This window comes from Candidatus Hydrogenedentota bacterium (assembly GCA_013359265.1).
Classification (GTDB): Bacteria; Hydrogenedentota; Hydrogenedentia; order Hydrogenedentales; family SLHB01; genus JABWCD01.
This window is the reverse complement of sequence record JABWCD010000003.1, coordinates 74,688-99,249: the sequence shown is the minus strand read 5'-3', so window position 1 is coordinate 99,249 and position 24,562 is coordinate 74,688. Positions and strand designations below refer to the sequence as shown.

Here is a 24,562-nt window from a genome sequence, read left to right as displayed (position 1 = left end):
AATCCGTGGTCAGTCGTATTGATTGACGCACTCAGCCCAATTCTGCGCAATTCCATCATAACCCCTTGAATCGATCTCTGCGCTTGGCGCCCCTCGTTTCCCAAATCGCACTTCATCCGCCCGCACGTCAACCAAACACGGGTCGTTTCGCAAGGGCGCCACGCAGAGCCGAACTGCGACCTGGCTTTCCGGAGGACCCGCCGTCCGTAACTTCAGCCAAGAAAGAGGACTCGTCCTCCGTAGCTTCAGCCAAGAAAGAGGACTCGTCCTCCGAAGCTTCAGCGAAGGAGGATGCAACACGCTGGGCATAGAGATAGAGGCGCCCGAACGGACGCGTACGATGCTTGGTCGACGGAACCGCGCCAAGGGCCCCGGCGCGTCAGCCCGCGGTGGCCCGGCGACCCGGGGCGCACGAATTTGATCGCGGCCCCCGCGTCATTCCGCGTGGAAGAAGCGCGTGGTGAATTTGCGGTACTGGTTTTTGACGAGGTGGAAAAGGAAAGGGCGCGGGTCGTGTGCCTTGACCTCGAGGAGAATGAAGGTGACGTCGTCGTGGGTAAGCGCATCAACGCCGGCGAACGCGCGAAGTGTGGAAAGCACCTGCTCGGCGGCGGCGCGCGGCGGCATATCGGTTGTTGCGTTGAGCGCCGCGATCAACCGCGCTTCGCCGAAGAAGTCGTGCTTGTCCGGCGCGGGAGTTTCGGTGACGCCGTCGGAGTAGCAGAACAGGCGCGCGCCTTCGCCGAGCGGAATTGCGCTGAAGCCATACTTCGTGTCCGCGCCAACTCCGAACGGCAAGTTCGAATACCTCGCCGCCGGGACCGGATCGACCGTGAGCGGTTTCCATTGCGGATCGGAACGTCGATAGACCAGCGCGGGCGGATGGCCCGCGTTGCAGTAGCGCAGTTCCGTGCGCAGCGCGTGGTAGTTGATGCAGACCGCCGTGGTCAGCGCGTGAAATCCGAACTCGTCCACTTTGCGGTTCATCGCGGCAAACACCCGCGACGGATCCCGGCGCTCCATGTTGCCGCGCATCACGTCGTGCAGCCACCCGCTGATCTGCGCCACTTCCTCGCCGTGCCCCGCGACGTCGGCAAGGCACAGCCGGCCAATAAGCCCGGAGGAACACGCGGTCGCGTAGTACACGTCGCCGCCCTTGTCGCCGCCGCACGCGTTCGAGTAGATGACGCCCGACAGGCCCGGAATCACGAGATCGGCGAAGACGTTGCCGTTGCCGCCCCAGACTTCCGTGCAGATGAGTTCATGAAGGGACATGCGGAGATTCTACGCGGGAATGCGCGGAATGAAAAGTGTGAGAGCGATGAGAGGAATGGCAGTGACGGGACGTATCTCCGATGTCGTGAGTTCGAAATCCGCACCATTTCTCGTGCTCGTGCTCGTGCTCGTGCTCGTAATCGTACTCGTAATCGAGCATTCAAACTCCCGCACAACTTCTATGAGCGTTCGGCTCTTCGAGCGAATCTGGGACTCATGACACTAAGAACTTCTAACAATAATGACGTCGTTGCGTTTACCGCAGCCCAGGGTTGGCCCGCCGAAGTCGCTTCGACGCAGGCGGGGCTACCCTGGGTACCAACCACCCGCATTAGGGAATGTACCCTGAAGGGGTTTCGCCATTAATGTTAGAGGCTCTAAGTCTTCACCGAATCCCAAATGTCGCTCAACCCACGTTCGCGCGCGAGCTTCTCGATCAAGGCAACGTCCAATTCGGGCGACACTGCTTCAACAATCGCGCGGATATCGCGCAGGTGTTTCTCCGATTGACCTTCGCGGTAAAACTCCAGCTTGCGCACGATCACGTATTCGGGCGGCGCGATGGACACCGTTGCTTCGCCGAAATCGGCGCGTCGACAGTGATCTAATCCCCATTCGGCCAAGGCATCCTTACCGGCCAGGTAAACGTCGGCTTTCAATCCCGACGTATGGTGGATGATGTTGAAATGACCCCGTTGTGGGCGGACATTCTCGACTCGAATGATTTCTTCCGGAGGCAGGTAGAAGTCGGCTAATGGAAACGCATCGGCGAGCGCTGGCACGGCTGAATCCGGAACGTCCGCGACGATGTCGACGTCGTTTGTCAGCCGCGGTTCGCCATAAAAGGTTGCAGCTACGCTGCCCGTGATCATGTAGCGAACGCCAATCGCGTCGAAGCGCGACGTAAAGATAAGAAACGGATTAGTCGCGTGCATAGAGAAACGCGTCGCGAACGGCTTTTTGGACCTGCTCTTCGGACCACTCGGGGTGTTGCGAGCGGAACCACGCGGCTTTTAGGTCGCGCGCGGCCCAATACAAATTCGAAGTGGCGCGCAGTTTTTGTTCAGGCGTCATCGCACGCAGGATTCGGATGTATTCGTCGTGCGCTTCCATGTGACGTACCGAACTCCACCTTACGCGTTCGGAGAACTGCGCATCGAAAGGGATGCCCATGCTCCTTGTCACCTACACTACACCTCCGCGTCGGCCAATTCTTCCTCGAAGTTGCACGTGGGCAGCGGGCACTTGCGCGTGGTCGGTTTGGACTTGCTCTTCGTCACAACGGTCCAGGGGTTGCCGCACTTGCCGCAGGGGACGGTCTTGTCGATCTGGCCGTACAGCGAGAAGTCGCAGTCCGGGTACTTGTCGCATCCGTAGAACCTGCGGCCGCGGGCAAGCTTGCTGACCAGGTCGCCGGTCTTGCACTTCGGACATTTGATCCCGAGTTCCATCGGCTTCGTGAACTTGCACTTCGGGTATTTCTCGCAACCGTAGAATTCTTCGCCGCGGCGGCTCTTGCGAACGAGGAGAAACGCACCGCAGTTCGAGCACACCTGATTGGTCTTCTTCGGCGGTTCCTTCGGGGGCGAATCGACTTTGTTGCCCGCGCGATCGACTTTGTGCGTGTTCTTGCACTCCGGATACTTCGAGCACGCGAGGAACTTCCCGAACCGGCCAAGGCGCAGCACCATCGGCGCGCCGCACTTGTCGCAAATCTCGTCCGTGGGTTCCGCGCTGGCTTTCTTCTTCACGCTTATGCGGCCGTCGCACCCGGGATGCTTCGTGCAGCTCAGGTAGAGGCCGAAGAACCCTTCGCGCAGTTCCATTTTGCTGCCGCACTTCGGGCACTTCGGCTCTTCGCCGATAAGCTCGGTAATCATCTTCTTCTGCGCGAGCGTAAGGTCCTTTTCGAATTCCTTGTAGAATACCCGCAACAGTTCGTGCCACTCGCGCGTGCCTTCTTCGACGTGATCGAGATCGGCTTCGAGCTGCGCGGTGAACCCGAGATCGAGAATGTCGGGGAAATTCGCGACAAGGAGCGTGTTCACCTGCTCGCCGAGTTCCGTCGGCTTGAGCCGCCCCTTTTCACGCTCGACGTACCCGCGCTCCGTGATCGTGTTGATCGTCGGCGCGTAGGTGCTCGGGCGGCCGATGCCGTTTTCTTCGAGCGCGCGGATGAGGCTCGCCTCCGAATACCGCGGCGGCGGTTTCGTGAAATGCTGCTCGGGTTTCAGTTCGCGCTGATCCAGCTTCTCGCCCGCGTTCACCTGCGGCAACAGACCCGCGGCGTCGTCGTCGCCGTTCTTGTCTTCGATCGTCTCTTCGTACAGGACCGTGAAGCCCTGGAACTTCATGACGGAACCCGACGCGCGGAACTCGCAGTCCGCCGCGCTGATGTCGATAATTGTCTGATCGAGGACGGCCGGCGCCATTTGCGACGCCGTGAAGCGCTTCCAGATGAGCGTGTACAGTTTGAGCTGGTCGTCGTCGAGATACGGCGCGACCCGCTCGGGAGTGCGCGCGGGCACCGTCGGGCGGATTGCTTCGTGCGCGTCCTGAGCGCCCTTCTTGCTCGCATAGAAGTTGGGCTTCTCCGGCAGCATCTCGGGCACGTGGTTCTCGCGGATGTACTGCCGAACCGCATCGAGGGCCTCGTTCGCGATGCGGGTCGAGTCCGTACGCATGTACGTGATGAGGCCGTCCGTGCCCTCCGCGCCGAGCGCGATCCCTTCGTACAACTGCTGCGCGAGGATCATCGTCTTGCGCGGGGAAAACCCCAGCTTGCGCGACGCCTCCTGCTGCAACGAGCTGGTTATGAATGGCGGATATGGCCGGCGGCGGACTTCCTTCGTCTCGATGTTCGTGACGCTGTAGGTCGCGCCCTCGAGCCGGGCGAGGATCGCCTGCATCGCTGCTTCGTTGCCGATGACCGGCTTCTCACCCGCCACGCGGGACAGGCGCGCCGTGAAGGTCTCGTTGCGGACGGTCTCGAGCAGCGCCTCGAGCGTCCAGTATTCCTCCGGAACGAACGCGCGGATTTCCGCCTCGCGCTCACAGACCATCCGGACGGCGACGGACTGGACGCGCCCCGCGCTAAGCCCCTTCTTGACCGCCCACTGGAGGAGTGGGCTAATCTTGTAACCCACCAAACGGTCCAGGATGCGCCGGGCCTGTTGGGCGTTGACCAGGTTTTGGTCGATATCCCGCGGGTGCTTGGTCGCCTCGCGGACGCTGCGCTTCGTGATTTCATTGAATACGATGCGCTGGACCGGCTTCTTGGACTTCTCCAGCAGGGCGGCGACATGCCAGCCAATGGCTTCCCCCTCGCGGTCCGGGTCGGACGCCAGCAGGATGGCGTCCACCTTGTTCGCGGCGTCCTGCAGGGCCTTGACCGCCTTGGCCGAGTCCTTCGGGGTCACGTATTTCGGCTGGAAATCGTTCTCGATATCGACACCCAAATCGCTCTTGGGCAAGTCGCGGACGTGGCCGTAGCTCGCGCGGACGACGTAGCTCGGCCCCAAAAACTTGTTGATCGTCTTCGCCTTCGCAGGCGACTCCACGACGACCAGATACTTGCTCATTTGCGATATTCTCCTCAGAAGGGCTTTTGGCCCGGCAGCGGGGGCAGACTATACCGGACGGGCGGGAGCGGGGCAAGCCCGGGTAAAACACGCGGGACGCCGCGTTCCGTATTGGAACGGGCGCCCCAAAATTTCCCCACCGGCGGCTTTAGTGGAAAACGCCGCCTTCGCCGTCCATAATTCCGTACATGGTCTGCTGAGACTCGAAGTCACGGCTGCCCAGCACAACCCAAGAAAGCAGGTAGTCCAACTCGTCCATCCCGACTTCTCCGTCGAAATGGTTAAGTCGGTCAAAAATCAGTTCCCGCTCATAGGCGTCAAGTAATCCGTAGAACTCAAGCCGCGCCAATGCGTTACGCGCCTCCGGCGTCAGCTTGTATTCCTCGAACAGCGACAGTGAACGGGCAACCCAAGGGCGGTTCTCCTCACGGACGGATGGTTGAGTAAATCGGGGCGCGATGAGCTTCATCGCGGCGTCAATATCGCGCTTATTGTAGCCCTGGCCAGCCAGCCAGGAGCGCAAACCGGTCTCCGTGGGAATTCCGTCGGGATATTCTTCTATGCGTCTCAGGATGACGTCGACAAGTTTGGTAAGCGACGCTTTCATGCATTGCTCCAGAAAGCTGCGGCCAGAGGGAGTACGCGCGTACCCACCGGCGGTATTGTAGGTCGAGGGACGGCGGGTGTCAACCGGCGCGGCCAATCGGGCCAGCCGTGGAAGCTGCCGAATGCGGGCAGGATTCCGCCGGTTCAGCGAAACGGCACGCGTGCGGGAGGATTGGCCGGCGGCGTCAACTTCGCGGTAACGGGGGCGTTAATCGCTTGTACCATAAATGCGTTGGGGCGGGGCCGTGCGGCGCTGTCCCAAAACTTTCACGACGTTTCGGCGTGGCATAATTGTTGACCGCCTTCGGCCCGGTTGGGTATACTCCGCATCACGCGGTGGCGTTACGTACGGCCGAGGGGTACTCGCAGCACATCGGGCGCCGTGTTCAGGAGAAGTGACCGTGAGACATGTGAAGGCGATTTCGCGCACGCCGCAGATGGCGCAGCAAACCACCAGCGATCTGACGTTCCTCTTGGCAATTTTGGAGTTGGTTGGCAGCTTGTTCGGCACCTTCTTGACGTCGTTCCTGGGCGTATTCAGCGGCGTGCTGGACGCACTGGGCACGTACAACGACCTCAAGAACCCGAGCACGACCTAGGCGCGGTTCCGAAGTTTGGTTTGGCCGGCAACGCAGGAGATTCGGTAGATGAAGCACATTCGCCATATTACGGTGGCCAGAACGGTCAAGGCCGACGCGTTGTCGGATTTGTATAACGCGGTCTGGCAGGCGTGGCTGGACTTCGTGTACACGAAGAAGAACCAGATCGTGGTGACGAGCTAGGGTCCGCACAGGTTTTCCGCGCCGGGGCGCCGCGCATCAAGAACGGTTCCCGGCGCTTCTTTTTTGCCTGTTGGTGGCGGGCAAACCGGGGGTGGGGCGGATACGTTGCGCAGACCGGGGCCGGCGCGAGCAACTCTTCGCCAACGTTGCTCCGGTCCACTGGCGTCACGCGATGGTGCAATTGCCTTGCCGGAGCGATGAAAGTACCATTAAGTGTTTCGTGGTTGCGCGCGCCGCTCCGCCGCAGCCCTACACGAGGGCCGATTTCTACACATCACCCATGATTACCGGCATTTACACAGTAATACGGTCCGCCGAGCCGGACGACGCAGTGGCAATGTGGCGACTGTACGATCCGAAGCGTCCGCGTTCGTTTCTGCTCGGCCCCACGCGCGAAGTCATGATTCCGACGCAGGACGAGATGCGCGAAATGTTGGGGCGGCGCGATGTCGTCCAGGGATCGTTCTTCACGATCGAGGACCGCGCGGGCGAAATCCGCGGATGCTGCGTGCTGCGCGGCGCGAAGATGGAATCGGAATTCGCGGAGATGGTGGTCGCGCTGGACGACGACGCGACATACGACACGCCGCTCGCGGACGAGGTGATCGCGTTTCTCGAGAAGACAGGGTTCGTGGACAAGAAGCTCAACAAGCTGGTAGCGCATTGCCTGTCGAACGAAACACAGTACCGGGCCTATCTTGCCCGGCACGGTTTCGTAAGCGATGGCGTGCAACGGCAGATGGTCTACACGCGCGGACAGTACTACGATCTGGAATCGTTGTCGCTGTTCAGCCGCGCGCAATCCGGGGACGCTCATGGAACTACAGTTACGGCGTCCTGAACGCGCGGACTTGGATGTGCTCGTGGATTGGATGGGCGATGCCGAGTTTCGCCGGTTTCTATTCGGCGACTCGGAGGAAAAGGCGTTGCCTATCGGCCAGCAGATGTTGGGCGTACTGGGAAGCGCGATGGCGTTGCCGACCGGAACGCTCGGACATTTGCTCATCGAGGACCCCGCCACGGGCCCAGTGGGGATCGTGCTCGTGCAGGAATTGATGTGGCGCAACCGGACCTGCTTCGTCGCCGTGTATCTGGCCGCATCGCGCCGGACAAACGACGGCGTGGAAGCCGCGGTCCGCGGCGTCATCGCCTATTGTTTCGACGAAATGAATTTGCACCGCGCGGGTTTGAAGGTGGAATCGGACCAGACCGATTTCATCTCTGCGTGCGAGCGAATCGGGTTTAAGCGCGAGTTCACGATGCCAAATCACGCGCAGCGCGACGGCAAAGGTGTCGACGTGATCGGGTTCGGCATGTTGCGCAGCGAATACGACGCGGCGAAGGGGGCGGTAGCGTAGCATGGCGCTGAAGACGAGCGTGTTCATCCGGCGCGCCGAGCGCGAAGACCTCGAGACGATTGTCTCGTGGATGGATGATCCCGCGTTCCAACGGTTCCTCTACGGCGACCCCGCGCGATCGACCAAACAAATCCGCGAACAGATCGTGGGCATGCTGGGCCGGGCCAGCGCGCGGACGTTGCCGATGGGCGTCTACTTCATGGCGGACTCGCCGAAGTACGGGCCGGTGGGGCTGTTCAGCGTCGTGGGCACGAGCTGGCGCAACCGCTCCTGCAACATCGATTCGTATATTTGCGAGCAGCGGCGCAACGGCATGTTCGGCACGGTCGCGTTTTATCGCGTGCTCGAATACTGCTTCCAAGTGCTCAATATGAACCGCATCAACATCTATATCTACGGGTTCAACACGCGGTCGTGGCGCTTGTTCGAGTTGACCGGCGCGAAGCAGGAACTCGTGTTGCGCGAGCACGTCGCGCGCGAAGGGCAACTCCACGAGATGTACGGATACGGCCTGCTCCGCTCGGAGTTCGACACGCTGCGCGAGTGGTTCCTGAAGCGGTTTGCGGGAATCGATCTAGAGACCATGATCAACGACATCAAGCAGCAATCCGTCGCGGTCAAGGAACCCGGCTGATGGCGGAGATCGTATTCTGGTCGGTGCTGGTCGTGCACGTTGCGTATTCCCTCGCCGTAAACCGCTGGGACCACGGCGACAATCCAAAGAGTAAAACGCGCCTCATCCACGTAACGCTACAGGGGCCGTTGTTGTGGAGCGCCGCGTTTATCGGCTGGGACATGGGCGTGTTCTCGCGCGACCTCGTGTCGCCGGTGTACATCGGGCTGGGGCTGGCCGCGGGGCATCTAGTCTTTGGACTGTCCATTCTGGCAACGCACCTCTCTTGGCGCGACGCGTGGGCGCACTTCTTCGATTTCGGTCCCATTTGGAATTTCTCGATGGACAGCCCATCGGTGTTGACACGGTTCATCGGCGTGGCGTTTGCCGAGGAATTGATCTGGCGCGTCGTCGCGCAGACGTTCGCGATCGATATGCTGGCGCGCGTGCTGCCGCAACCCCAGGCGGTTGCGATCGGCATTGCGGTCGTGGCGTTGGCGTTTGTGGTCATTCATAAGCATTTCTTCGAGAACACGTGGTACGTGTCGCTCGAATTCGTTGCGTTCTCGGTAGTGATCGGCGCCATTTACTTTTGGACGCAAAGCTTCATCACGGTCATCGTGATCCACGCATTGCGCGACATCGAGATCGCGTATCTCGAGTACCTCGAAAAGGTAGACGAACTCGGCGACGAAGCCCAGGCGGCGCAGGCCATCGATCAGGCCTACCGCGCGCAGCGATTGGAGAAGACATGAGCAGCGCGGCCGTCGAGTTGTGCGACGCGGACAAGATTTTTCACACGCACCACTTCTTTACCAAACACGAAGAAACGGGCAAGCGCCGCGTGTACTACAAGAAGACGGTGCACGCCGTGAACCGCGTGTCGTTCGAGATTCGCCCCGGCGAGATTCTTGGATTGCTCGGGCGCAACGGCGCGGGCAAGACCACGATGGTGAAGATGATCTCCGGTTTGGTGAAGCCGTCGTCGGGACGCGTCGTGGTCGACGGGTTGGACGTCGAGAAGAAGCGCCTGAAAGTATTGCGGAAGATCGGCGTCGTGCTCGAGGGCACGCGCACGGTGATCTGGCCGCTGACCCCGCTCGAAAACCTGTCGTATTTCGGGAACCTGCGCGACGTGCGCGGCAAGGTGCTGAAGGAACGCAGCAAGGAACTGCTCGACTTCATTGGGTTGAAAGACAAAATGAACGTCGAGGTGCGGCGGCTGTCGCGCGGGCAAAAGCAGCGCCTGGCGATTTGCATCGCGCTGATCACGGACCCGCCGGTCCTCTTGCTCGACGAACCGACGACCGGGCTGGACGTGCAAAGCAGCCGCGCGATCAAGGACAAGGTCATCGAGATGACGCGCCAACTCGGCAAATGCGTGCTCGTCACGACGCACGACATGGGCACGGCGCAGGAACTGTGCGACCGCATCGCGATCGTTCACGAAGGCAAACTCGCCGCGTGCAAGCGCACCGAGGACCTGCTCGAAGTGTTCTCCGACCAGACGTATCACCTGCGGCTGGACCGCCTGCCGGACCTGGCGCCGTTGGGCGGTATTCCCGGCGTACTGGGCGCGAGCGCGTTGGATGACGACGAGGGAACCGGGATCAAGGTCCAGCTTGTGGCGGATGAGGCAGTCCGTTCGACGGCGCTGTATACGTTGGTCGCCTCGCTCGAGCGCGCGGGCGTGGTCCTGCGTTCCATTCACCACGCGCAGCAGAATCTCGAAGACGTGTTTCTTCGCATTACAAACACCGAAACCAAACCGGCCAAGAGTTCATAACATATGGGTTTCTTTCTCGTACTGAAGGCCGAAGTGGTCCGGACGATGATCATCTCGCGGCGCTATTGGTTCGCGACGATGACGGCGTTAATCGTCGCGTGCATCATGTTCACGGGCTTCTTCTACGGGTTTCTCGCGAACGTCGGGCTCGGCGCGGGGATGGCCGGCGTCGCCATCGATAAGGCGCTTGGCCTGATCATCGGCATTTTCGCGTTCAGCATGGTGGGCATGTTCAGCACGGGCCTGGCGGGAATGGCGCGGAGCGGAGAGCTCGAGCAGGTCTACATGAGCCCGCACGGTCTAATCACGAATTTTATGGCGCGATCGACGGTGTCCACGGTGCTGAGCATCGTCACATGGACGCTGATTCTGTCGTTTATGTCCGCGTCGTTCACGCGCGCCACCAAGGATGCGCCGCCGCCAACAAGCGACACCGTGCAAGCGGCAACAATCGACGGCGGCGCAGTCGCGGCGCAAACCGGAGAAGTTGCGGATCGGTCTATGAAAGGCGACGGCACCCTGCACGCGGACCCGCTGCCCGTATCCGTATTGTTCTTTCTAACCTATTTCAGCATGACCGGGTTCGGCTTCATGATTGGCGGGTTGGTGCTGGTGTTCAAGCAAGTCGGACAGATCGCCGTGCTGTTGCGGTTCGCGATGATCGCCATCGCATGGACGGCGAGCGACGCCTTGTATGACCAGCACACGATCGTGCAGTGGATCGCGCATATCATTCCCGTTACGGACGCCGCGATTTGCCTGAAGCTGGTATTGCTGCGCGGCATCGGCAACGACGTGTTTACGCACACGTCGTTCTATTGCCTGATCGCCAATGTAGCCATCTGGACGCCTATCGGCCTCGCGTGTTTCAAGGCGATGGAAAACTGGGCGCGCAGCAAGGGCACACTCGGGGCCTTCTGATGGAACGCGGCGGATTACATCGCTTTATCGAAGGAGACCGGCGGTTCGCGATCGATCCCGAAACGTGCTTCTGTTTCGAGTGCGACGAAGTCTCGTGGGACGTGCTTGAGTACTACCCGCACGCATCCGCGACGCGCATCTTCCACCTCCTCGGAGAGCGGTACGACGCGAAGGAACTGGAAGAGGTCATCGGCGAACTCGAGTGGTTGCGCTCGACGCGCGCCATCCTTCCCGCGCCGAAGAAGGAAGACCTTCAGAAAGAGATTCAGTTCGAGAAGGGCCTGAAACGCGTGGCGATCTGTTTGCCGCGCGAAGTCGCCGAATCGACCACGAAGAAGAAGGGCTGGTTCGGTCAGGGCGCAACAGTCATGTCGAGTTCGGCGCGCGACATCGGGCACGACGCAATCGCGCTGTTGCTCGGCCGCGCGGGCGAGCAGAAGGAACTGCAGATCGAGTTCGTCGAAGACGGGCACGTCCACAATCCCGAACTGGTCGCCGATCTGTGCGCACACGCGATGAAGTGCGGAAAGCTGGCGGGCAAGAAGCTGACCGCGTCGGTGCTGGTGCAGAACATCGAGGTGGCGAAGCCGTCCGCGCCGCTCGAGGGACATGCGTTTTCCGCCGCGCTCGAGTTCGGGGAATCGGCGGACATACTCGCTCAACTGCGGCCTTTCGCGAAGGACGCATCGGAATCGATCGGGCGGCTGGCGAAGATCGTGCAGCCGGACGCGCCCGGCGTTACGGGGCGCATCATCGTTACCCCGAAACATCCGGGTTTTGCGGGCGTTGTAGAAGAATTGGAGAAAGCGGGCTTCGTAACCATCGAACTCGATCTCGATGGCGCGTACGTCGCCAATCCGCTGCTTGACCCGCAGGAAATGCTCGCCGCGCTGCGCGAGACGGCCGTGTACTACGCCAAGCGCCTGCTCGAACATAAGCATTACCGCGTCGATCCGATCGCGCCGCTGTTCTACCGCATCTACGACGGATCGCCGATGCGCCGCACCGATCCCGCGGGCACGAACGAACTCGCCGTGGATGCGAACGGCGGGGTGTATCCCTCGCGCCGGTTGATGGGCGTCGAGGCATACAAACTCGGCACCGTCATGGGCGGCGAGATCGACGAACGCATCCGCGCGCGGTTCGACGAAGTGGGCGCGGCGACGACGGGTGTGTGCCGGCGGTGCTGGGCGCGCAACCTCTGCGGCGGCGGGAGCACGGCGGTGCACCACGCGCTCTCCGGATCGCACCGCACGCCGAACGCGGCGTGGTGCGACGCGCAGCGCGCGTGGATGTCGTCCGCGGTCAGCGCGTTCAACCTGTTGTCGTCACAGGGCGTGAACTTCACGCGCGTGTACCGCACGCTCACGCGCACCCAGCGGCCTTCGCTGTTCACGGTGGTGCGCGCGATGTTCCGCATGACCGTCGGCATGCGCCCCATCGAAGAGGCCGACGCCGAGATGCTCGCGAAGTGGGAGAACTGGAACCCCGCGTCGTACTTCATGTTCACCGAAGGCGGCATCATGCTGACGACGAAGTACGACCGCGAGATGGACGCGCTGCACCCGAGCGGCGTTGAACAGGAGATGATCCTGATCAAGAAAGACGGCGCCGCGCTGGGACTGATCAAGCTGCGGCCTGACCGCACGCCCGGCGCCGCGCAGGGCTGGATTTACCTGCACAACGAAGCCGACTACGCCGCGGACGACGTGCGCAAGGGTTTCCGCGCGCTCCTGAAAGAAGCCGGCGGCCAACAGCAAATCCGCCGCGTCACCATTCCCGCCGCGGCCTACGAAACCGGCCTGCAAAAATTCCTCGAAGCCACCGGCTTCGCCAAAGAAGGCACCCTCCGCGAAGCACTCTTCGTCCACGACGCCTACCACGACGTGCATCTTTATGGGCTTTCCACGGATAAACTCTAGCAGGTAGACTAAATACAGTTTCGATACGGGAGGTGTTCCGTGCCGCAACTTGTTCGTGTACTGCTCGTACTTCTTGCCCTTATCTGGGTCGGTGTGTCGCGTGCCAATGATCAAGACAAGGAACGACGATTTAGTCTCGCGTATTCAAAGGGCCCTGTCCAGCATCCCAGCAAATACCCGTCGGTTTCGGTTGTAGACTCCGTTTTCAACCGCAAGACAGACGTCGTCCTTGAAGACTACTTGGTATCGCTCGACGAGGTTTACTACTGCGAAGATCGCTGTATTGTACTTGCTTCGTTAAGCTCGTCAGGTAACCGAAGCCTGTACATAATCGATCTTCCAACAGCGAAAGTAGTGTACACAACATGGTGTTTCTTTCCCGTGCCGTCGCCGGACCGGAAATGGATCGCGTTTGAGAAGTTTTATCCAAGAGGCACTCCGCTCGAGATCATGTGGCCAGCGCTCCTTGTGGTGGCTGCGAACGACACCGATCCCAGTCCGGTGCAAGTTTTTCCTGATGAGGAATCAAAACCAGATGAAGTATCCCGCGTGCATTACTCGATTCTTCCAGATGTTGTTTGGAGCGAAGAGAGCGACCAATTCGTGTTTCTTGGCAAGCATGGTGAGAGCGGATGGGATATGCCGCAAGACGTGTACTTTGTATTGGTGAAGTTCAAAAAAGGGGTTGTCCAACCCGCGAAGCGATCTCGAATAGATGTGCAAAGTTTCGTTCGTGCTGACCAAAATCCTGAGCGGGTTGGTTTTATGGCTGAGAAGCTTGTAATAGAAGACGGAAGAGTCAAAGGTAAACTGTATCCACAGAGCTACCGAATTCGGGACACTTTTGCTTTCGACCTGAAATCGATTGAGGAGGAACGTCCGCTCGGAATTAAGGATATCGTCGAGCCCGCCTCAATCGCACCGACTAACTAAATAGCCCCCGAATCCCCGGGCCAACAATTTATTCCTTCCAAATCCCGAGAATTGTGCTAGAATGCGCTCGGGCGTCTTGAGGCGTGCGAGTTGCGGCTGTGACGGGAAGGTGGGGATTGTGAACGATCCATCCAAGCCAGAGACGAGTGGTTCTGCGCAATCGGCGCAGACGCCGCTTACGCCTACGCCGCCGGTGACCCAGCCGGACAAGGAAACCCTCAAAAAGCTGACGGCGGGGTTCAAGCCGGGTGACGTGATTGTCAACCGGTACGAAGTGCAGAAGATGTTGGGGCGCGGCGGGATGGGGATGGTGTACCTCGTGCACGACCGCGAGATGAACCAGTCGATGGCGTTGAAGACGCTCCTGCCGCAGTACCTTTCGAGCAGCCACGCGGTGAAGCGGTTTGTGCGCGAGGTGAACGCGGTACGGTCACTTGACCATCCGTGCATCGTGAAAATCTACGACGCGCAGCAGATCGGGTCGATCCTCTATTACACAATGGAGTACGTGGACGGCACGAGCCTGTTCAAGTACATGAAGAAGAAGGGCAGATTGGGGTTGGGGTCGGTCGTGCGCGTGTTGAGCCTGTTGTGCCACGCGCTCGAGCACGCCCACCAGTACGCCATTCACCGCGACCTGTCCCCGGACAACGTGATGGTTCTGTCGAACGGCAATATAAAGCTGCTGGATTTCGGGCTGGCGAAGCTGACGAACGTCGAGTCGCAGTTCACGATGATCGGCGTGAGCCTCGGCAAGCAGCAGTACATGGCGCCCGAGCAACGGATGAGCGCGGCGGAAGTGGACAAGCGCGCGGACATCTACTCGCTCGGCGTCATGTTCTACGAGCTAATTTCCGGGCAGTTGCCCAAGGGTGATACCAAGATCACCGATCTTGTGCCGGACTTGCCGCGCGACGCGGATGCCTTTGTGAAGAAGGCGATGGCGAAGGACCCGAACGACCGGTTTCAGGACGCCAGAGAGTTCCGGCTGGCGCTCGCCGCTCTGTACAAACAGTCCACCGGCGTTGCCATCCCCGGTACAGAAGCGGAGCTGGTCCAGCAGCAGACGCCGGTGCCCGTCTCCTCGGGTGGTGACGTGACCCCGCTGCCCGTAGAAGTCCCGCGGCACGCGCCCCAAGGTGTTCTTGCGCGTATACTCGCGATTGTCTCGGACATCCTCTCCAAGTTCCGGCGATAACCGGGACTGCCTCCCGAATACCGCGCGCGCCGCACAACGGTGCGGCATGCTCCCGGCGCGTGATATCATGGCCTGTTGATAGTAGGTGTCCGGTGCAAGCGAACGAACTTTCAGAAGTGATCGAAATGACCCGCGAACTGGTGGCGCGCGCCGCACACCCGAAGCGCGGGACGCTTGCCCTGTCGCCCGAGTTGGCCGCGATTCTTACGGCGGAAGCGGAGATTGCGCCGCTGCCGCAAAGTGCCGCGCCCGACCCGTTTGACGCCGCCTCCCCCGCACCAGCCGCAGTAGCTCCCTCGAACCTTGCGGATATTACATCGCTCGACGAACTCCGCGCGGTCGTCGCGGGCTGCCGCAAGTGCACGCTGTGCGAAACGCGGAGGCAGACCGTATTCAGCGATGGCAATGCAACGGCGCGGTTGGTGTTCGTCGGCGAGGCGCCGGGCGCGGACGAGGACTGGCAGGGCGTTCCGTTCGTGGGGAAGGCGGGCCAGTTGCTGACCGACATCATCGTCAAAGGAATGAAGATGCGGCGCGAGGACGTTTACATCTGCAATGTGTTGAAGTGCCGCCCGCCGAACAACCGCGACCCGCTGCCGTCGGAAAAGGAACAGTGCGAACCGTACCTGGTCCGCCAACTGGAACTGCTCAAACCTACCGTGATTTGCGCGCTCGGAAAGCACGCCGCGAACACCCTGCTGCGCAAAGACGAGGCAACGGGCCGACTGCGCGGAAAATGGCACCAGTATCACGGCATTCCGCTGCGCGTGACGTACCACCCCGCGTACTTGCTGCGGAACCCGGCGGACAAGAAACTGGTTTGGGAAGACATTCAACACGTGCTGCGCGCGCTCAGGGGTGAAGAAGACCCCTTCGCGGACGCCGACGTGTCCGATCGCGGCGCGCCGCTGTTCCCGGAGTAGACATGGGCGCCGACGCCGAGCCCGCCATCACAAAGGTGCACTGGACGAACTCGCTCATCGCGCGCGTGGTCGCGTTGTGCGTCGTCCTGGTGCTGTGCCTGCTCGGATCGGTGTACGTGTTGACGGTCCACTTTCTCAAGGAAGTGCGCGCCGAATACGAGAACCGCGCGTTCGAGATGGCGCAAGACGCGCACATCTGGTTCGAGGAACATCGAGAAGATGCCGGCGGCGTGGACTCCGCGACGCGCGACCTCCAGCAGAAGTATCCCGGCGTGCAACTGCAAATGGCGCCGGCGCAGGGCGTCGAGCCGACGAGCATCACGGAACAGCAGACGAACACGACCGCGCAGATTACCGACAACGGCATCGTAATTACCGCGACGCACATCATCTACCGGGACGGTCACCCCCCCATGGAATTGACCGCGGAATTCATGCTGGACCCGCGCACGGCCATCTGGCGCGCGTTCACGAACCGTTACATCGCGCTGCTCACCACGTCGTTCTTAATTGCGCTCGGGCTCATGGTGTACTTCATCGTGAAATCGTTGCGCCCCATGCGCGATCTGGCGAAGAGTTGTGCGCGCATCGGCGCGGGCGAACTCGCGCCGGTCGAGATCAAACGGAGCTATGGCGAAGTGCTGGCGCTCGAAAGGACGTTTAACCGGATGGTGGACGCGCTCCGCGACAAGGAACAAATCGAGGCGAACCTGCGGCAGGCGCAGCGCCTGTCCGCGCTCGGTTCCCTTGCCGCGGGTATTGCGCACGACGTGCGCAATCCGCTCAACGCGATCAAACTCCTCTCCAGCCACGCGCTCGACAATTTGAACGGCAACGACAACGGCGCCGCCCAGCAGTTGCAGACGATTCGCAAGGAAGTCGATCGGCTGGAAGACATCGTTTCCGGATTTCTCGCGCTCGCGAAGGAACGCGAACTTCAACCGGAACCTGTGAAGGTCGATGCGCTTGTCGAGGATTGCGTTCATCTCGTGAAGGCGGAGGCGGAATCGCACGGCGTCGGCCTCTCGAGCGATCTGGGCGCGGCGGGCCTTCAACTGGACATCGACCCGAAGCAGGTCAAGCGCGCCGTGCTGAACGTGATGATCAATGCGATCGAGGCCTGCCACGGCGGCGGGCGTGTGCGCGTGCTTACGCGCACGACGGAAGACGCGTATCAAATTGAAGTGCGAGACAACGGCCCTGGGCTGACCAGGGACGTGGCCGAGCGCGCGTTCGACCCCTATTTTACGACCAAGCCATCGGGCACTGGCATCGGCTTGTCGATCACGCGCGGCATCTTCGAGGAGCACGGCGGATCGGTGTCGTTGACGTGCGCGTTCGGCGAAGGTTGCCAGGTGTTGATGAGCTTGCCGTTACGAAAGACCGCGACCGTATGAAAGCCAGCATTCTCATTGCGGAAGACGACGACACGCAGCGCCTCATCCTGCATGACATCCTGAATGCGTCGCGGTTCGACGTGAAGGCCACGGCGTCCGCCAAGGAGGCGCTCGCGGCCCTGCGGGAAGAATCGTATAACGTGCTGCTGACCGACATGCGCATGCCGGAAGTGGACGGACTCGAGTTGTTGCGCCAGGCGAAGCGGTTGCGGCCCGAATTGGAAGTCGTGGTGATGACCGCCTACGCGACCGTCCAGACGGCTGTCAACGCCATGAAAGAAGGCGCAACGGACTATCTCGCGAAGCCCTTCGACAAAGACGAGTTGCTCGTCACGATCGATCGCGCGATCGAGCGTGGCCAACTCAAGCGCGAAAACACCCAGCTCCGTGAACTCGTCACCGCGTCGGTCTCACTCGGCAACATTATCGGCGAGAGCGCGTCGATGCAAAAGGTATTCAATATCGTGCAGCGCGCGGTGAACGTAAACAGCACAGTCCTGATCCTCGGCGAATCCGGGACGGGCAAGGAGCTTGTCGCGCGGCACATTCATTTCTCGGGCCCGCGCGCGAAAAAACCGTTTGCCGTTGTGAATTGCGCGGCGATCCCCGACACGCTCGTCGAGAGCGAATTGTTCGGCCACGAGAAGGGCGCGTTCACCGGCGCGGAAACCAGCCGCGCGGGAAAGTTCGAGTCGGCCAACGGCGGCACCCTGTTCCTGGATGAAGTGGGCGACATGCGCATCGAGAGCCAGGCGAAGTTATTGCGCGTGCTGCAGGACGGTGTCGTCGAACGCGTCGGTTCGAGCACGCAACGCAAAGTGGACGTGCGTGTGATCGCGGCGACGAACCGTGACCTGCGCAGGCACGTCGACGAAGGAAACTTCCGCGAAGACCTGTATTTCAGACTCGATGTGTTGCCCGTAAGTCTGCCTCCCTTGCGCGAGCGGCTTAACGATCTGCCGCTTCTAATCAATCACTTTCGTGAAAAACTCGCCGCGCGCGTGGGCAAGACCTGCCCAACTGTGGCGCCGGACGCGCTCGAGGCCATGCGCCGCTACCGGTGGCCGGGGAATGTGCGCGAACTCGAAAACACGCTCGAACAGTTGTATATCCTCACGGACGGCGACACGATTCGCGAGGGCGATCTGCCGGAAAAGTTGCGCACACGGGTTGTCGAGCAGGGCGTATTCGCGCTGCCCCCGGGCGGGTTGGTCTTGGAGGAACTGGAACAGGACCTGATTCGGCAGGCGCTCGCGCGGAGCGGTGGCTCGATCAAGGAGGCGTCCGAATTGCTCGGGCTCACCTATAAGACGCTGCAATACCGTTTGAAGAAACACGAGATCGATCGCAAAGGCGAAGTGGATGACGCGCCGGAAAGCTAAACGCTTTCCGGCTTAAAGGAAAATCAGTGCAGGTAGCAGTTATTGGCGCGGGCCCGGCGGGGATTACCGCGGCATACGAACTCGCGAAGAAAGGCGTCGAGGTCCACGTCTACGAAGCGAGCGATACCGTCGGCGGTCTCGCGCGATCGTTTCGGTTGTGGGACCAGACCGTGGACCTTGGGCCGCACCGCTTTTTCAGCAGCCACCGCCGCATCAACGAACTGTGGCTCGAAGTGGTCGGACGCGACTACCGAATGGTGAACCGGCTGACACGCATCTATTATCGCGGCAGGTTTTTCTACTACCCGCTCAAGCCCTTCGACGTGTTGTCACGCGTCGGGCCTATCGAGGCGGCGCGCTGCGGGTTCAGCTACATCGCGAACAGGTTATCGCCAATCGAGCAGAACGGCACGTTCGAGAATTGGGTAGTAAACCGCTTTGGCCGCCGCCTGTTCGAGATTTTCTTTAAGACGTACAGCGAAAAACTCTGGGGAATTTCTTGCCAGGAGATCGATGCCGATTTTGCCGCACAGCGCATCAAGAAACTGAGCCTGTTCGAGGCGGTTAAAAACGCGTTCTTCGCGGGTAGAGGCAACCAGCACAAAACGCTGGTGGACCAGTTCGCCTATCCCGTCGAAGGCACCGGCATGGTGTATCGGCGCATGGCGGACTTCGTGCGCGGTCACGGCGGACAAGTGTTCCTCAACTCGCCGGTGCAGCGCGTGCTCACCAAAGACGGACGTGCATGTGCGCTCGAGTTTCCGGACGGCGGCGTCCGCAGCTACGATCAGATCGTTTCCTCCATGCCGATTTCATTGCTCGTTACCCGCCTGCCGGATGTCCCCGATGCGGTACGCGGCGCGGCGTCGTCGCTGAAATTCCGCAATACTATTCTCGTGTATCTAAATGTCGATGCGGTCGACCTCTTTCCGGACCAGTGGTTGTACATTCACTCCGACGACATGTTGACGGGGCGCATCACAAACTTTCGCAACTGGCTGCCAAGTCTTTACGGCGAATCGCGCACAACGATTCTCGTGATGGAGCTTTGGGCGAACGACGACGATGCGCTGTGGAGCGAGTCGGACGAACAGTTGATCGCGCGTGGGAAGGACGAAATCCGCCGCACGGGACTAATTCGCGACGCGGCGATCCTCGATGGCCACGTCCACCGCATCAAACGCTGCTACCCGGTATACGAACGTGGATATAAAGAAAAGTTGAAGCCCGTCGAAGAGTATCTATCCTCGATCAAAGGGCTCCAGGCGATCGGCCGCTACGGAGCGTTCAAATACAATAACCAGGACCACAGCATCTACATGGGAATCCTTGCCGCCGAGAATATCGTCGCCGGTACGCACCACAACCTGTGGGAAATCAACACCGATTACGAAAGCTATCAGGAAGAGGCCCAAATCACCGAAGCGGGACTATCGGCGGTTGCGCACGAGGCGTAGCGATGCTAACGGCTGGAATCCTTCTTTCTCTTTGGCTTCAATTCTTGCTGATCCGAAACACGACGCGCCCGCAATCGCACTACCTTATGTCCGGACGCCTTCTGAATCCGGCGCAGATCTTCGCAGATTGCTCTTAAGTCGCCACCAAACTTCAACGTATGTTCCATGCGGTGCTTTCGCACTTCTTCAACGATTGGGTCCTTCATGGTTCCAACTCCAGTAACTCGTTTGGAGAACAGACTTCTGGGCAGACATAACCTGCTGAATTGACGAGCTTGCGGATTTTGAGCCGCGTAAACGGATTATTAAGGTGTGTGAAGTTCCATGTCAACAGAATCTGAACACCACTGACCGCGCAGACCGCGATGTGCAATGCGTCTTCGGGAAACCGCGCCGGCATCGCGCTTCCATCCATGAGGACTTGTGCGAGAGAGCGGGCCGTATCATCAACTTCGAGCATTGGAAACGGTGCGATCGCGGTCAGTCGTTGTTGCGCCAGTTCTGGGTCTCCCTTGGAAGACTCGTCGTAGACCAGGGCAGAGATGTAGGTTGTGTAGTCTGCCAGCAATCTCGGCCAAAGTTCTTGGGTTGCCCTTTGGTAAGCCGCTATCACAAGGTCTCGACTTGGCCGCGCCACGAAGTAGCTGACGACCGATGTCTCGATATACACTGAAACGGCCATGTCGCGATGATATCAGATTCTCCGGCATGATGATTGGCGTGGTTGCATTCGGAGGCATGTATTGAACAGTCCGCGCGTCTTGGTAGTTGGCAGCGCGAACATCGATCTGGTGACGCGCGTGCCGCGCATTCCGCGGCCGGGCGAATCCATCATTGGCCATTCGTTCGCCACGTTCACGGGAGGCAAGGGTGCGAACCAGGCTGTCGCCGCCGCGCGCCTTGGCGCGGAGACGTATTTCGCCGGATGTGTCGGTAAGGATGCGTTCGGCGAGATGCAGCGGCAGAGCTTGTCGAGGGAAGGCATCAGCCTTCGCTACCTCACGCAACATGCGACCGAACCGACCGGCACCGCGGTCATCTTCGTGGCGGACAACGGCGAGAATGCGATCGTCGTCACGCCCGCAGCCAACAACGGCGTTTCGCCCGGCGACGTCAACCGGTTCGAGAGCGACCTGCGCGAGTTCGACGCCGTGTTGCTGCAACTCGAGATTCCGCTCGATACCGTCGAGGCGGTCCTTGTTGCCGCGCGCGAGGCGGGCGTGTTGACCGTGCTCGACGCGGGGCCTGCGCAGCAGGTGCCGGCAAAGCTCATCGAGCTTGCGCGCATCGTCTCGCCGAACGAAACCGAAGCGGAGGCAATGACGGGCATCGCCGTCACGTCCGTCGAGACCGCGCGGCAGGCCGCGGCGAACCTGATCGAACAGGGCGCGCGCGAAGTCGTCGTGAAAATGGGCGGCGGCGGCGCGTTGTACATGAGCGTGGACGAGTGGTTCCATGTGCCCGCCTTTAATGTGAAGCCCGTCGACACTGTCGCAGCGGGCGACGCGTTCACCGCGGCGCTCGCGTTACAGTGGGGCGCGAGATCGGCGTCCGAAGCGGTGCGCTACGCAAACGCCGCGGGCGCGTTGGCGACGCTCACCGCCGGGGCCCAACCGGCCATGCCCACGCGGGACTCGGTCGAGAAATTTCTAAAGAGTAAGGAAGTTTAGCGCCAGCGAGGTCCAGCAGGTCAGACTTGTCCGATAGGTCAAACGGAAAGAGATTATTGTGACTACATTGAAATACGCTGCATCCGTCATGTGCGCGAACCTCGCGCGGCTCGAAGACGACTTGCGCGAACTCGAACAGGCGGGATGCGACGAGCTGCACTTCGACATCATGGACGGCCAGTTCGTGCCGAATTTCACGCTTGGCTTCGATTTCATCAAGGCGGCGCGGCGTGTGTGCGGATTGCCGTGCCATGCCCACCTGATGATCGCGAAACCGGAGGACTACATCGATCGGTTCGTCGAGGCCGGGTGCAACACCGTGACGGTCCACGTCGAGACCTGCATCCATGCGCACCGCACGCTCGCGCAAATTCGCGGCGCAGGGGCATCGCCCGGCATAGCGCTGAACCCTGCGACGCCACTGACAAAACTGGATTTCCTGTTCGACCACATCGACCGCGTTCTCGTGATGACCGTCGATCCCGGTTACGCGGGACAGAAGATCATTCCGAATTCATTCGAGCGTGTGCGCATCCTGCGTGAAAACATCAACTACCGCGAACGGGCCGTCGCGATCGAAGTGGACGGCAACATTAACGTCCGCAACGCCGCTCAACTCGCCAACGCCGGTGCAAACGTCTTCGTGCTCGGCACCTCGAGCATCTTTAAGGGCAACGGACGCCTGGGCGAGGCGCTGCACTCGTTCAAGCAAAAAGTGGCCGCTGAGCGAACAACCGCCTAAGGTCCCGGCTACCGCGCACCGTGCGCCGTAAGAATCGTCTTCGCGGTCGCCAACAGAATGTGCGCGTCGGTAATCGCCGATACGGAATTGATGTAGATCAAATCGTACCGAAGCTTATGCGCGTAGTCGCTGTCATACCTTCCATGAATTTGCGCAAGGCCGGTGAGGCCCGGCTTCACCAGGAACCGCCGCTCGTACAGCGGGTTCTCCGCGATGAAACGGTCGATAAACTCCGGGCGTTCCGGCCGAGGCCCCACAAGGCTCATGTCGCCAATCAAGACGTTCCACAGTTGCGGCCATTCGTCGATGCGGTACTTGCGCAGGAACGTACCGACGCGCGTCACGCGCGGGTCGCCTTCGCGCGAGAGCACCGGGCCCGTTTGCGATTCGGCGTCGGCGATCATCGTGCGGAACTTGTAGAGGCGAAACAGGCGGCGGCCAAGGCCCGCACGGTCCTGCGCGAAGAGCACCGGCCCGCGCGATTCCGCGCGTATGAGCAGCGCTACGAGCGCGGCGATCGGCGCGCCGGCGACGAGCAGCGACATGGACACAACGACATCGGCGATTCGCTTCACAGGACCGTACACGCTGGTAAGGATCGTTGGGCGCAGCGGCACGAGGGGCAGTCCCGCGATGCTGCACACGCGCGCGCTTGCCATGATGGACATATCAATCCCGGGGAACAGGAACACGTCGGCGTTGGTGCGATCGCATTGCGCCAGCAGCGCGTTGAGTTCGGCCTGCGGCAGATTTACGTCGGCGAGAATGATTTGATCGATGGGCCTTTCCGCAATCGCGCCCGCGAGCCGCTCGGCATACGACAGGACAGTACCGCCGTTGGCTGTCGCCACTTCGAGCATCTTCGGCGCGTGGGCGCGAATCTCGTCGGCGATCTCCGCGTGCGACTCCTCCGGCCCGAGCACAAGCAGCCGCACGCGACGGCCCTTTGCACGCCGCCACACCAGGACGAACCAACGCGACAACGTGAACCATGCCGCGAGCAACGCCATATCGATCCCCGCGGCGACGCGGGAAAGCTTCGTGTCCGGCAAGTAATACAACTGCACGGTCGAGAGGAGCACGTATCCGCCCAGCACTGCGACTACGGCCGCGCCGCACGCGTTAAACCCGAAATCGCTCAGGGTCAATCGCCGGCGAAAGTTGTAGAGATCGAACGCGCCCGCGCAAAACACGCGCCACACGGCGAGCAGGGGCCAGAAGTACAGGTACGGAATCTGATGTTCCGGCGGGACGGACGGACCAAACCGAATGACCAGGGCGAGCACGATGGCCGCAATGAACGCGGCGAGATCGAAGTACAGCAACGCGCCGCCCCTGGTTTGCGCGCGGCTGCGATCATGCGCCGGATTTGGCTCCCCACCCATGCGCACGAGTATACGGTTCGGCGCGGTCGCGGTCGATCCGGCCTCACTCTTCGTAGGGCGGTTGCGGATAATACTCGATATACTGCTGCACACGGCGCGCGAACTCGGGGCCGTGGATTTGGCCCAGCAACCACAGCGCCATATCGATTCCCGCGGAAACGCCAGCCGCAGTGACGAGGTTTCCGTCCTGCACGTAGCGCATGTTCTCGAGCACGGTCACGTCGCCGCGCGCGCGGAGTTGGTCGACGAACCCCCAGTACGTTGTCACGCGCTTGCCCTTCGCGAAGCCCGCGCCGTGGAGTATGAGCGCGCCCGTACACACGCTCGTGACCCACTTGCACTCCGCGCCGACGCGCTGGAGCCACTCGATGAGTGCGGGGTTGTTCACTTCGGTGCGCGTACCCTGCCCGCCGGGCACAAGGACGACGTCGAGCTTGGGTGCGTTCTCGAACGTATGATCGGCGAGCACACGCAACCCTTTTGCGCACGTAATGGGCCGGTCGTGCTGCGCGATCGTGACGACCTTGTCTTCGTGGTTCATCTGTGCGGCGGCTGCGAGCACTTCCCACGGCCCCGCCCAATCGAGTTCTTCCGCGTTGTCGAACAACACGATGCCGAACGTATAGCCCAT

Annotated in this window: 25 protein-coding genes; 16 read left to right on the top strand and 9 right to left on the bottom strand. The window is 60.9% G+C overall.

Annotated features, from left to right (window positions below; genetic code table 11):
• Positions 1 to 435: 435 nt before the first annotated feature.
• The 5 genes from HUU46_02635 to HUU46_02615 all read right to left on the bottom strand — a co-directional run bounded on the left by HUU46_02635 (position 436) and on the right by HUU46_02615 (position 5,463).
• Positions 436 to 1,275 carry a serine/threonine-protein phosphatase gene (locus HUU46_02635; protein ID NUM52518.1) on the bottom strand — a complete coding sequence of 280 codons (840 nt, stop codon included), beginning with the start codon at positions 1,273 to 1,275 and terminating at the stop codon, positions 436 to 438.
• A gap of 377 nt (positions 1,276 to 1,652) precedes the next feature.
• Positions 1,653 to 2,210 (bottom strand): hypothetical protein, encoded by a 558-nt coding sequence (locus HUU46_02630; protein ID NUM52517.1) that lies wholly within the window; start codon positions 2,208 to 2,210, stop codon positions 1,653 to 1,655.
• Positions 2,197 to 2,448 (bottom strand): hypothetical protein, encoded by a 252-nt coding sequence (locus tag HUU46_02625; GenBank protein ID NUM52516.1) that lies wholly within the window; start codon positions 2,446 to 2,448, stop codon positions 2,197 to 2,199. The genes HUU46_02630 and HUU46_02625 overlap by 14 nt, the downstream gene beginning before the upstream one ends.
• A gap of 17 nt (positions 2,449 to 2,465) precedes the next feature.
• Complete coding sequence (gene topA, locus HUU46_02620) at positions 2,466 to 4,856, bottom strand: type I DNA topoisomerase (protein NUM52515.1); 2,391 nt, start codon at positions 4,854 to 4,856, stop codon at positions 2,466 to 2,468.
• A gap of 148 nt (positions 4,857 to 5,004) precedes the next feature.
• On the bottom strand, positions 5,005 to 5,463 hold the full coding sequence (locus tag HUU46_02615; protein ID NUM52514.1) for a DUF494 family protein: 459 nt from the start codon (positions 5,461 to 5,463) through the stop codon (positions 5,005 to 5,007).
• A gap of 400 nt (positions 5,464 to 5,863) precedes the next feature.
• Between HUU46_02615 and HUU46_02610 the strand changes: the two genes are divergently transcribed.
• The 14 genes from HUU46_02610 to HUU46_02545 all read left to right on the top strand — a co-directional run bounded on the left by HUU46_02610 (position 5,864) and on the right by HUU46_02545 (position 20,134).
• A complete protein-coding gene (locus tag HUU46_02610; GenBank protein NUM52513.1) occupies positions 5,864 to 6,061 on the top strand; it encodes a hypothetical protein in 198 nt (65 codons plus the stop codon).
• Between the two features lie 520 nt (positions 6,062 to 6,581).
• Positions 6,582 to 7,085, top strand: coding sequence for a GNAT family N-acetyltransferase (locus tag HUU46_02605; protein NUM52512.1), 504 nt, complete (start codon positions 6,582 to 6,584; stop codon positions 7,083 to 7,085).
• Entirely contained in the window at positions 7,060 to 7,602 is a 543-nt protein-coding gene (locus tag HUU46_02600; GenBank protein NUM52511.1) for a GNAT family N-acetyltransferase, read from the top strand. Before HUU46_02605 ends, HUU46_02600 begins: the two co-directional genes overlap by 26 nt.
• A gap of 1 nt (position 7,603) precedes the next feature.
• Positions 7,604 to 8,236 carry a GNAT family N-acetyltransferase gene (locus HUU46_02595; GenBank protein NUM52510.1) on the top strand — a complete coding sequence of 211 codons (633 nt, stop codon included), beginning with the start codon at positions 7,604 to 7,606 and terminating at the stop codon, positions 8,234 to 8,236.
• Complete coding sequence (locus HUU46_02590) at positions 8,236 to 8,970, top strand: CPBP family intramembrane metalloprotease (GenBank protein ID NUM52509.1); 735 nt, start codon at positions 8,236 to 8,238, stop codon at positions 8,968 to 8,970. Before HUU46_02595 ends, HUU46_02590 begins: the two co-directional genes overlap by 1 nt.
• Positions 8,967 to 10,001, top strand: coding sequence for an ABC transporter ATP-binding protein (locus tag HUU46_02585; protein ID NUM52508.1), 1,035 nt, complete (start codon positions 8,967 to 8,969; stop codon positions 9,999 to 10,001). The genes HUU46_02590 and HUU46_02585 overlap by 4 nt, the downstream gene beginning before the upstream one ends.
• 3 nt (positions 10,002 to 10,004) lie before the next feature.
• Complete coding sequence (locus HUU46_02580) at positions 10,005 to 10,922, top strand: hypothetical protein (GenBank protein NUM52507.1); 918 nt, start codon at positions 10,005 to 10,007, stop codon at positions 10,920 to 10,922.
• Positions 10,922 to 12,844 carry an SPASM domain-containing protein gene (locus tag HUU46_02575; protein NUM52506.1) on the top strand — a complete coding sequence of 641 codons (1,923 nt, stop codon included), beginning with the start codon at positions 10,922 to 10,924 and terminating at the stop codon, positions 12,842 to 12,844. Before HUU46_02580 ends, HUU46_02575 begins: the two co-directional genes overlap by 1 nt.
• 39 nt (positions 12,845 to 12,883) lie before the next feature.
• Entirely contained in the window at positions 12,884 to 13,777 is an 894-nt protein-coding gene (locus HUU46_02570) for a hypothetical protein (GenBank protein ID NUM52505.1), read from the top strand.
• Positions 13,778 to 13,895: 118 nt separating this feature from the next.
• Positions 13,896 to 14,975, top strand: a complete 1,080-nt coding sequence (locus tag HUU46_02565) for a serine/threonine protein kinase (GenBank protein NUM52504.1) — start codon at positions 13,896 to 13,898, stop codon at positions 14,973 to 14,975.
• A gap of 125 nt (positions 14,976 to 15,100) precedes the next feature.
• Positions 15,101 to 15,898 carry a uracil-DNA glycosylase gene (locus tag HUU46_02560; protein ID NUM52503.1) on the top strand — a complete coding sequence of 266 codons (798 nt, stop codon included), beginning with the start codon at positions 15,101 to 15,103 and terminating at the stop codon, positions 15,896 to 15,898.
• A 2-nt stretch (positions 15,899 to 15,900) separates the two neighbouring features.
• Positions 15,901 to 17,295 carry a HAMP domain-containing protein gene (locus HUU46_02555; protein ID NUM52502.1) on the top strand — a complete coding sequence of 465 codons (1,395 nt, stop codon included), beginning with the start codon at positions 15,901 to 15,903 and terminating at the stop codon, positions 17,293 to 17,295.
• Complete coding sequence (locus HUU46_02550) at positions 17,292 to 18,677, top strand: sigma-54-dependent Fis family transcriptional regulator (protein ID NUM52501.1); 1,386 nt, start codon at positions 17,292 to 17,294, stop codon at positions 18,675 to 18,677. Before HUU46_02555 ends, HUU46_02550 begins: the two co-directional genes overlap by 4 nt.
• A gap of 26 nt (positions 18,678 to 18,703) precedes the next feature.
• The gene (locus HUU46_02545; GenBank protein ID NUM52500.1) at positions 18,704 to 20,134 is read left to right on the top strand and encodes an FAD-dependent oxidoreductase; all 1,431 of its coding nucleotides are present in this window, start codon (positions 18,704 to 18,706) and stop codon (positions 20,132 to 20,134) included.
• A 5-nt stretch (positions 20,135 to 20,139) separates the two neighbouring features.
• Here HUU46_02545 and HUU46_02540 read toward each other — a convergent pair whose 3' ends face one another.
• Together HUU46_02540 and HUU46_02535 are read right to left on the bottom strand one after the other, a co-directional pair.
• Positions 20,140 to 20,340 carry a hypothetical protein gene (locus HUU46_02540; GenBank protein ID NUM52499.1) on the bottom strand — a complete coding sequence of 67 codons (201 nt, stop codon included), beginning with the start codon at positions 20,338 to 20,340 and terminating at the stop codon, positions 20,140 to 20,142.
• Positions 20,337 to 20,816: a type II toxin-antitoxin system VapC family toxin gene (locus HUU46_02535; protein ID NUM52498.1), complete on the bottom strand. Its 480-nt coding sequence runs from the start codon at positions 20,814 to 20,816 to the stop codon at positions 20,337 to 20,339. Before HUU46_02535 ends, HUU46_02540 begins: the two co-directional genes overlap by 4 nt.
• Before the next feature lie 61 nt (positions 20,817 to 20,877).
• Between HUU46_02535 and rbsK the strand changes: the two genes are divergently transcribed.
• Together rbsK and rpe are read left to right on the top strand one after the other, a co-directional pair.
• Positions 20,878 to 21,804 (top strand): ribokinase, encoded by a 927-nt coding sequence (gene rbsK / locus HUU46_02530; GenBank protein NUM52497.1) that lies wholly within the window; start codon positions 20,878 to 20,880, stop codon positions 21,802 to 21,804.
• 58 nt (positions 21,805 to 21,862) lie between these two features.
• Positions 21,863 to 22,546 carry a ribulose-phosphate 3-epimerase gene (rpe, locus tag HUU46_02525; protein NUM52496.1) on the top strand — a complete coding sequence of 228 codons (684 nt, stop codon included), beginning with the start codon at positions 21,863 to 21,865 and terminating at the stop codon, positions 22,544 to 22,546.
• An 8-nt stretch (positions 22,547 to 22,554) separates the two neighbouring features.
• Here rpe and HUU46_02520 read toward each other — a convergent pair whose 3' ends face one another.
• Positions 22,555 to 23,931, bottom strand: a complete 1,377-nt coding sequence (locus HUU46_02520; protein NUM52495.1) for a sugar transferase — start codon at positions 23,929 to 23,931, stop codon at positions 22,555 to 22,557.
• Between the two features lie 43 nt (positions 23,932 to 23,974).
• Positions 23,975 to 24,562 carry a DJ-1/PfpI family protein gene (locus HUU46_02515; protein ID NUM52494.1) on the bottom strand — a complete coding sequence of 196 codons (588 nt, stop codon included), beginning with the start codon at positions 24,560 to 24,562 and terminating at the stop codon, positions 23,975 to 23,977.

What these genes read in the sequence shown, in the direction of transcription:
- HUU46_02635 (NUM52518.1), bottom strand. Translation starts at nt 1,275, where the DNA reads ATGTCCCTTCATGAACTCATCTGCACGGAAGTCTGGGGCGGCAACGGC.
- HUU46_02630 (NUM52517.1), bottom strand. Translation starts at nt 2,210, where the DNA reads ATGCACGCGACTAATCCGTTTCTTATCTTTACGTCGCGCTTCGACGCG.
- HUU46_02625 (NUM52516.1), bottom strand. Translation starts at nt 2,448, where the DNA reads ATGGGCATCCCTTTCGATGCGCAGTTCTCCGAACGCGTAAGGTGGAGT.
- topA (NUM52515.1), bottom strand. Translation starts at nt 4,856, where the DNA reads ATGAGCAAGTATCTGGTCGTCGTGGAGTCGCCTGCGAAGGCGAAGACG.
- HUU46_02615 (NUM52514.1), bottom strand. Translation starts at nt 5,463, where the DNA reads ATGAAAGCGTCGCTTACCAAACTTGTCGACGTCATCCTGAGACGCATA.
- HUU46_02605 (NUM52512.1), top strand. Translation starts at nt 6,582, where the DNA reads ATGTGGCGACTGTACGATCCGAAGCGTCCGCGTTCGTTTCTGCTCGGC.
- HUU46_02600 (NUM52511.1), top strand. Translation starts at nt 7,060, where the DNA reads ATGGAACTACAGTTACGGCGTCCTGAACGCGCGGACTTGGATGTGCTC.
- HUU46_02595 (NUM52510.1), top strand. Translation starts at nt 7,604, where the DNA reads ATGGCGCTGAAGACGAGCGTGTTCATCCGGCGCGCCGAGCGCGAAGAC.
- HUU46_02590 (NUM52509.1), top strand. Translation starts at nt 8,236, where the DNA reads ATGGCGGAGATCGTATTCTGGTCGGTGCTGGTCGTGCACGTTGCGTAT.
- HUU46_02585 (NUM52508.1), top strand. Translation starts at nt 8,967, where the DNA reads ATGAGCAGCGCGGCCGTCGAGTTGTGCGACGCGGACAAGATTTTTCAC.
- HUU46_02580 (NUM52507.1), top strand. Translation starts at nt 10,005, where the DNA reads ATGGGTTTCTTTCTCGTACTGAAGGCCGAAGTGGTCCGGACGATGATC.
- HUU46_02575 (NUM52506.1), top strand. Translation starts at nt 10,922, where the DNA reads ATGGAACGCGGCGGATTACATCGCTTTATCGAAGGAGACCGGCGGTTC.
- HUU46_02560 (NUM52503.1), top strand. Translation starts at nt 15,101, where the DNA reads ATGACCCGCGAACTGGTGGCGCGCGCCGCACACCCGAAGCGCGGGACG.
- HUU46_02555 (NUM52502.1), top strand. Translation starts at nt 15,901, where the DNA reads ATGGGCGCCGACGCCGAGCCCGCCATCACAAAGGTGCACTGGACGAAC.
- HUU46_02550 (NUM52501.1), top strand. Translation starts at nt 17,292, where the DNA reads ATGAAAGCCAGCATTCTCATTGCGGAAGACGACGACACGCAGCGCCTC.
- HUU46_02540 (NUM52499.1), bottom strand. Translation starts at nt 20,340, where the DNA reads ATGAAGGACCCAATCGTTGAAGAAGTGCGAAAGCACCGCATGGAACAT.
- HUU46_02535 (NUM52498.1), bottom strand. Translation starts at nt 20,816, where the DNA reads ATGGCCGTTTCAGTGTATATCGAGACATCGGTCGTCAGCTACTTCGTG.
- HUU46_02520 (NUM52495.1), bottom strand. Translation starts at nt 23,931, where the DNA reads ATGGGTGGGGAGCCAAATCCGGCGCATGATCGCAGCCGCGCGCAAACC.
- HUU46_02515 (NUM52494.1), bottom strand. Translation starts at nt 24,562, where the DNA reads ATGGGCTATACGTTCGGCATCGTGTTGTTCGACAACGCGGAAGAACTC.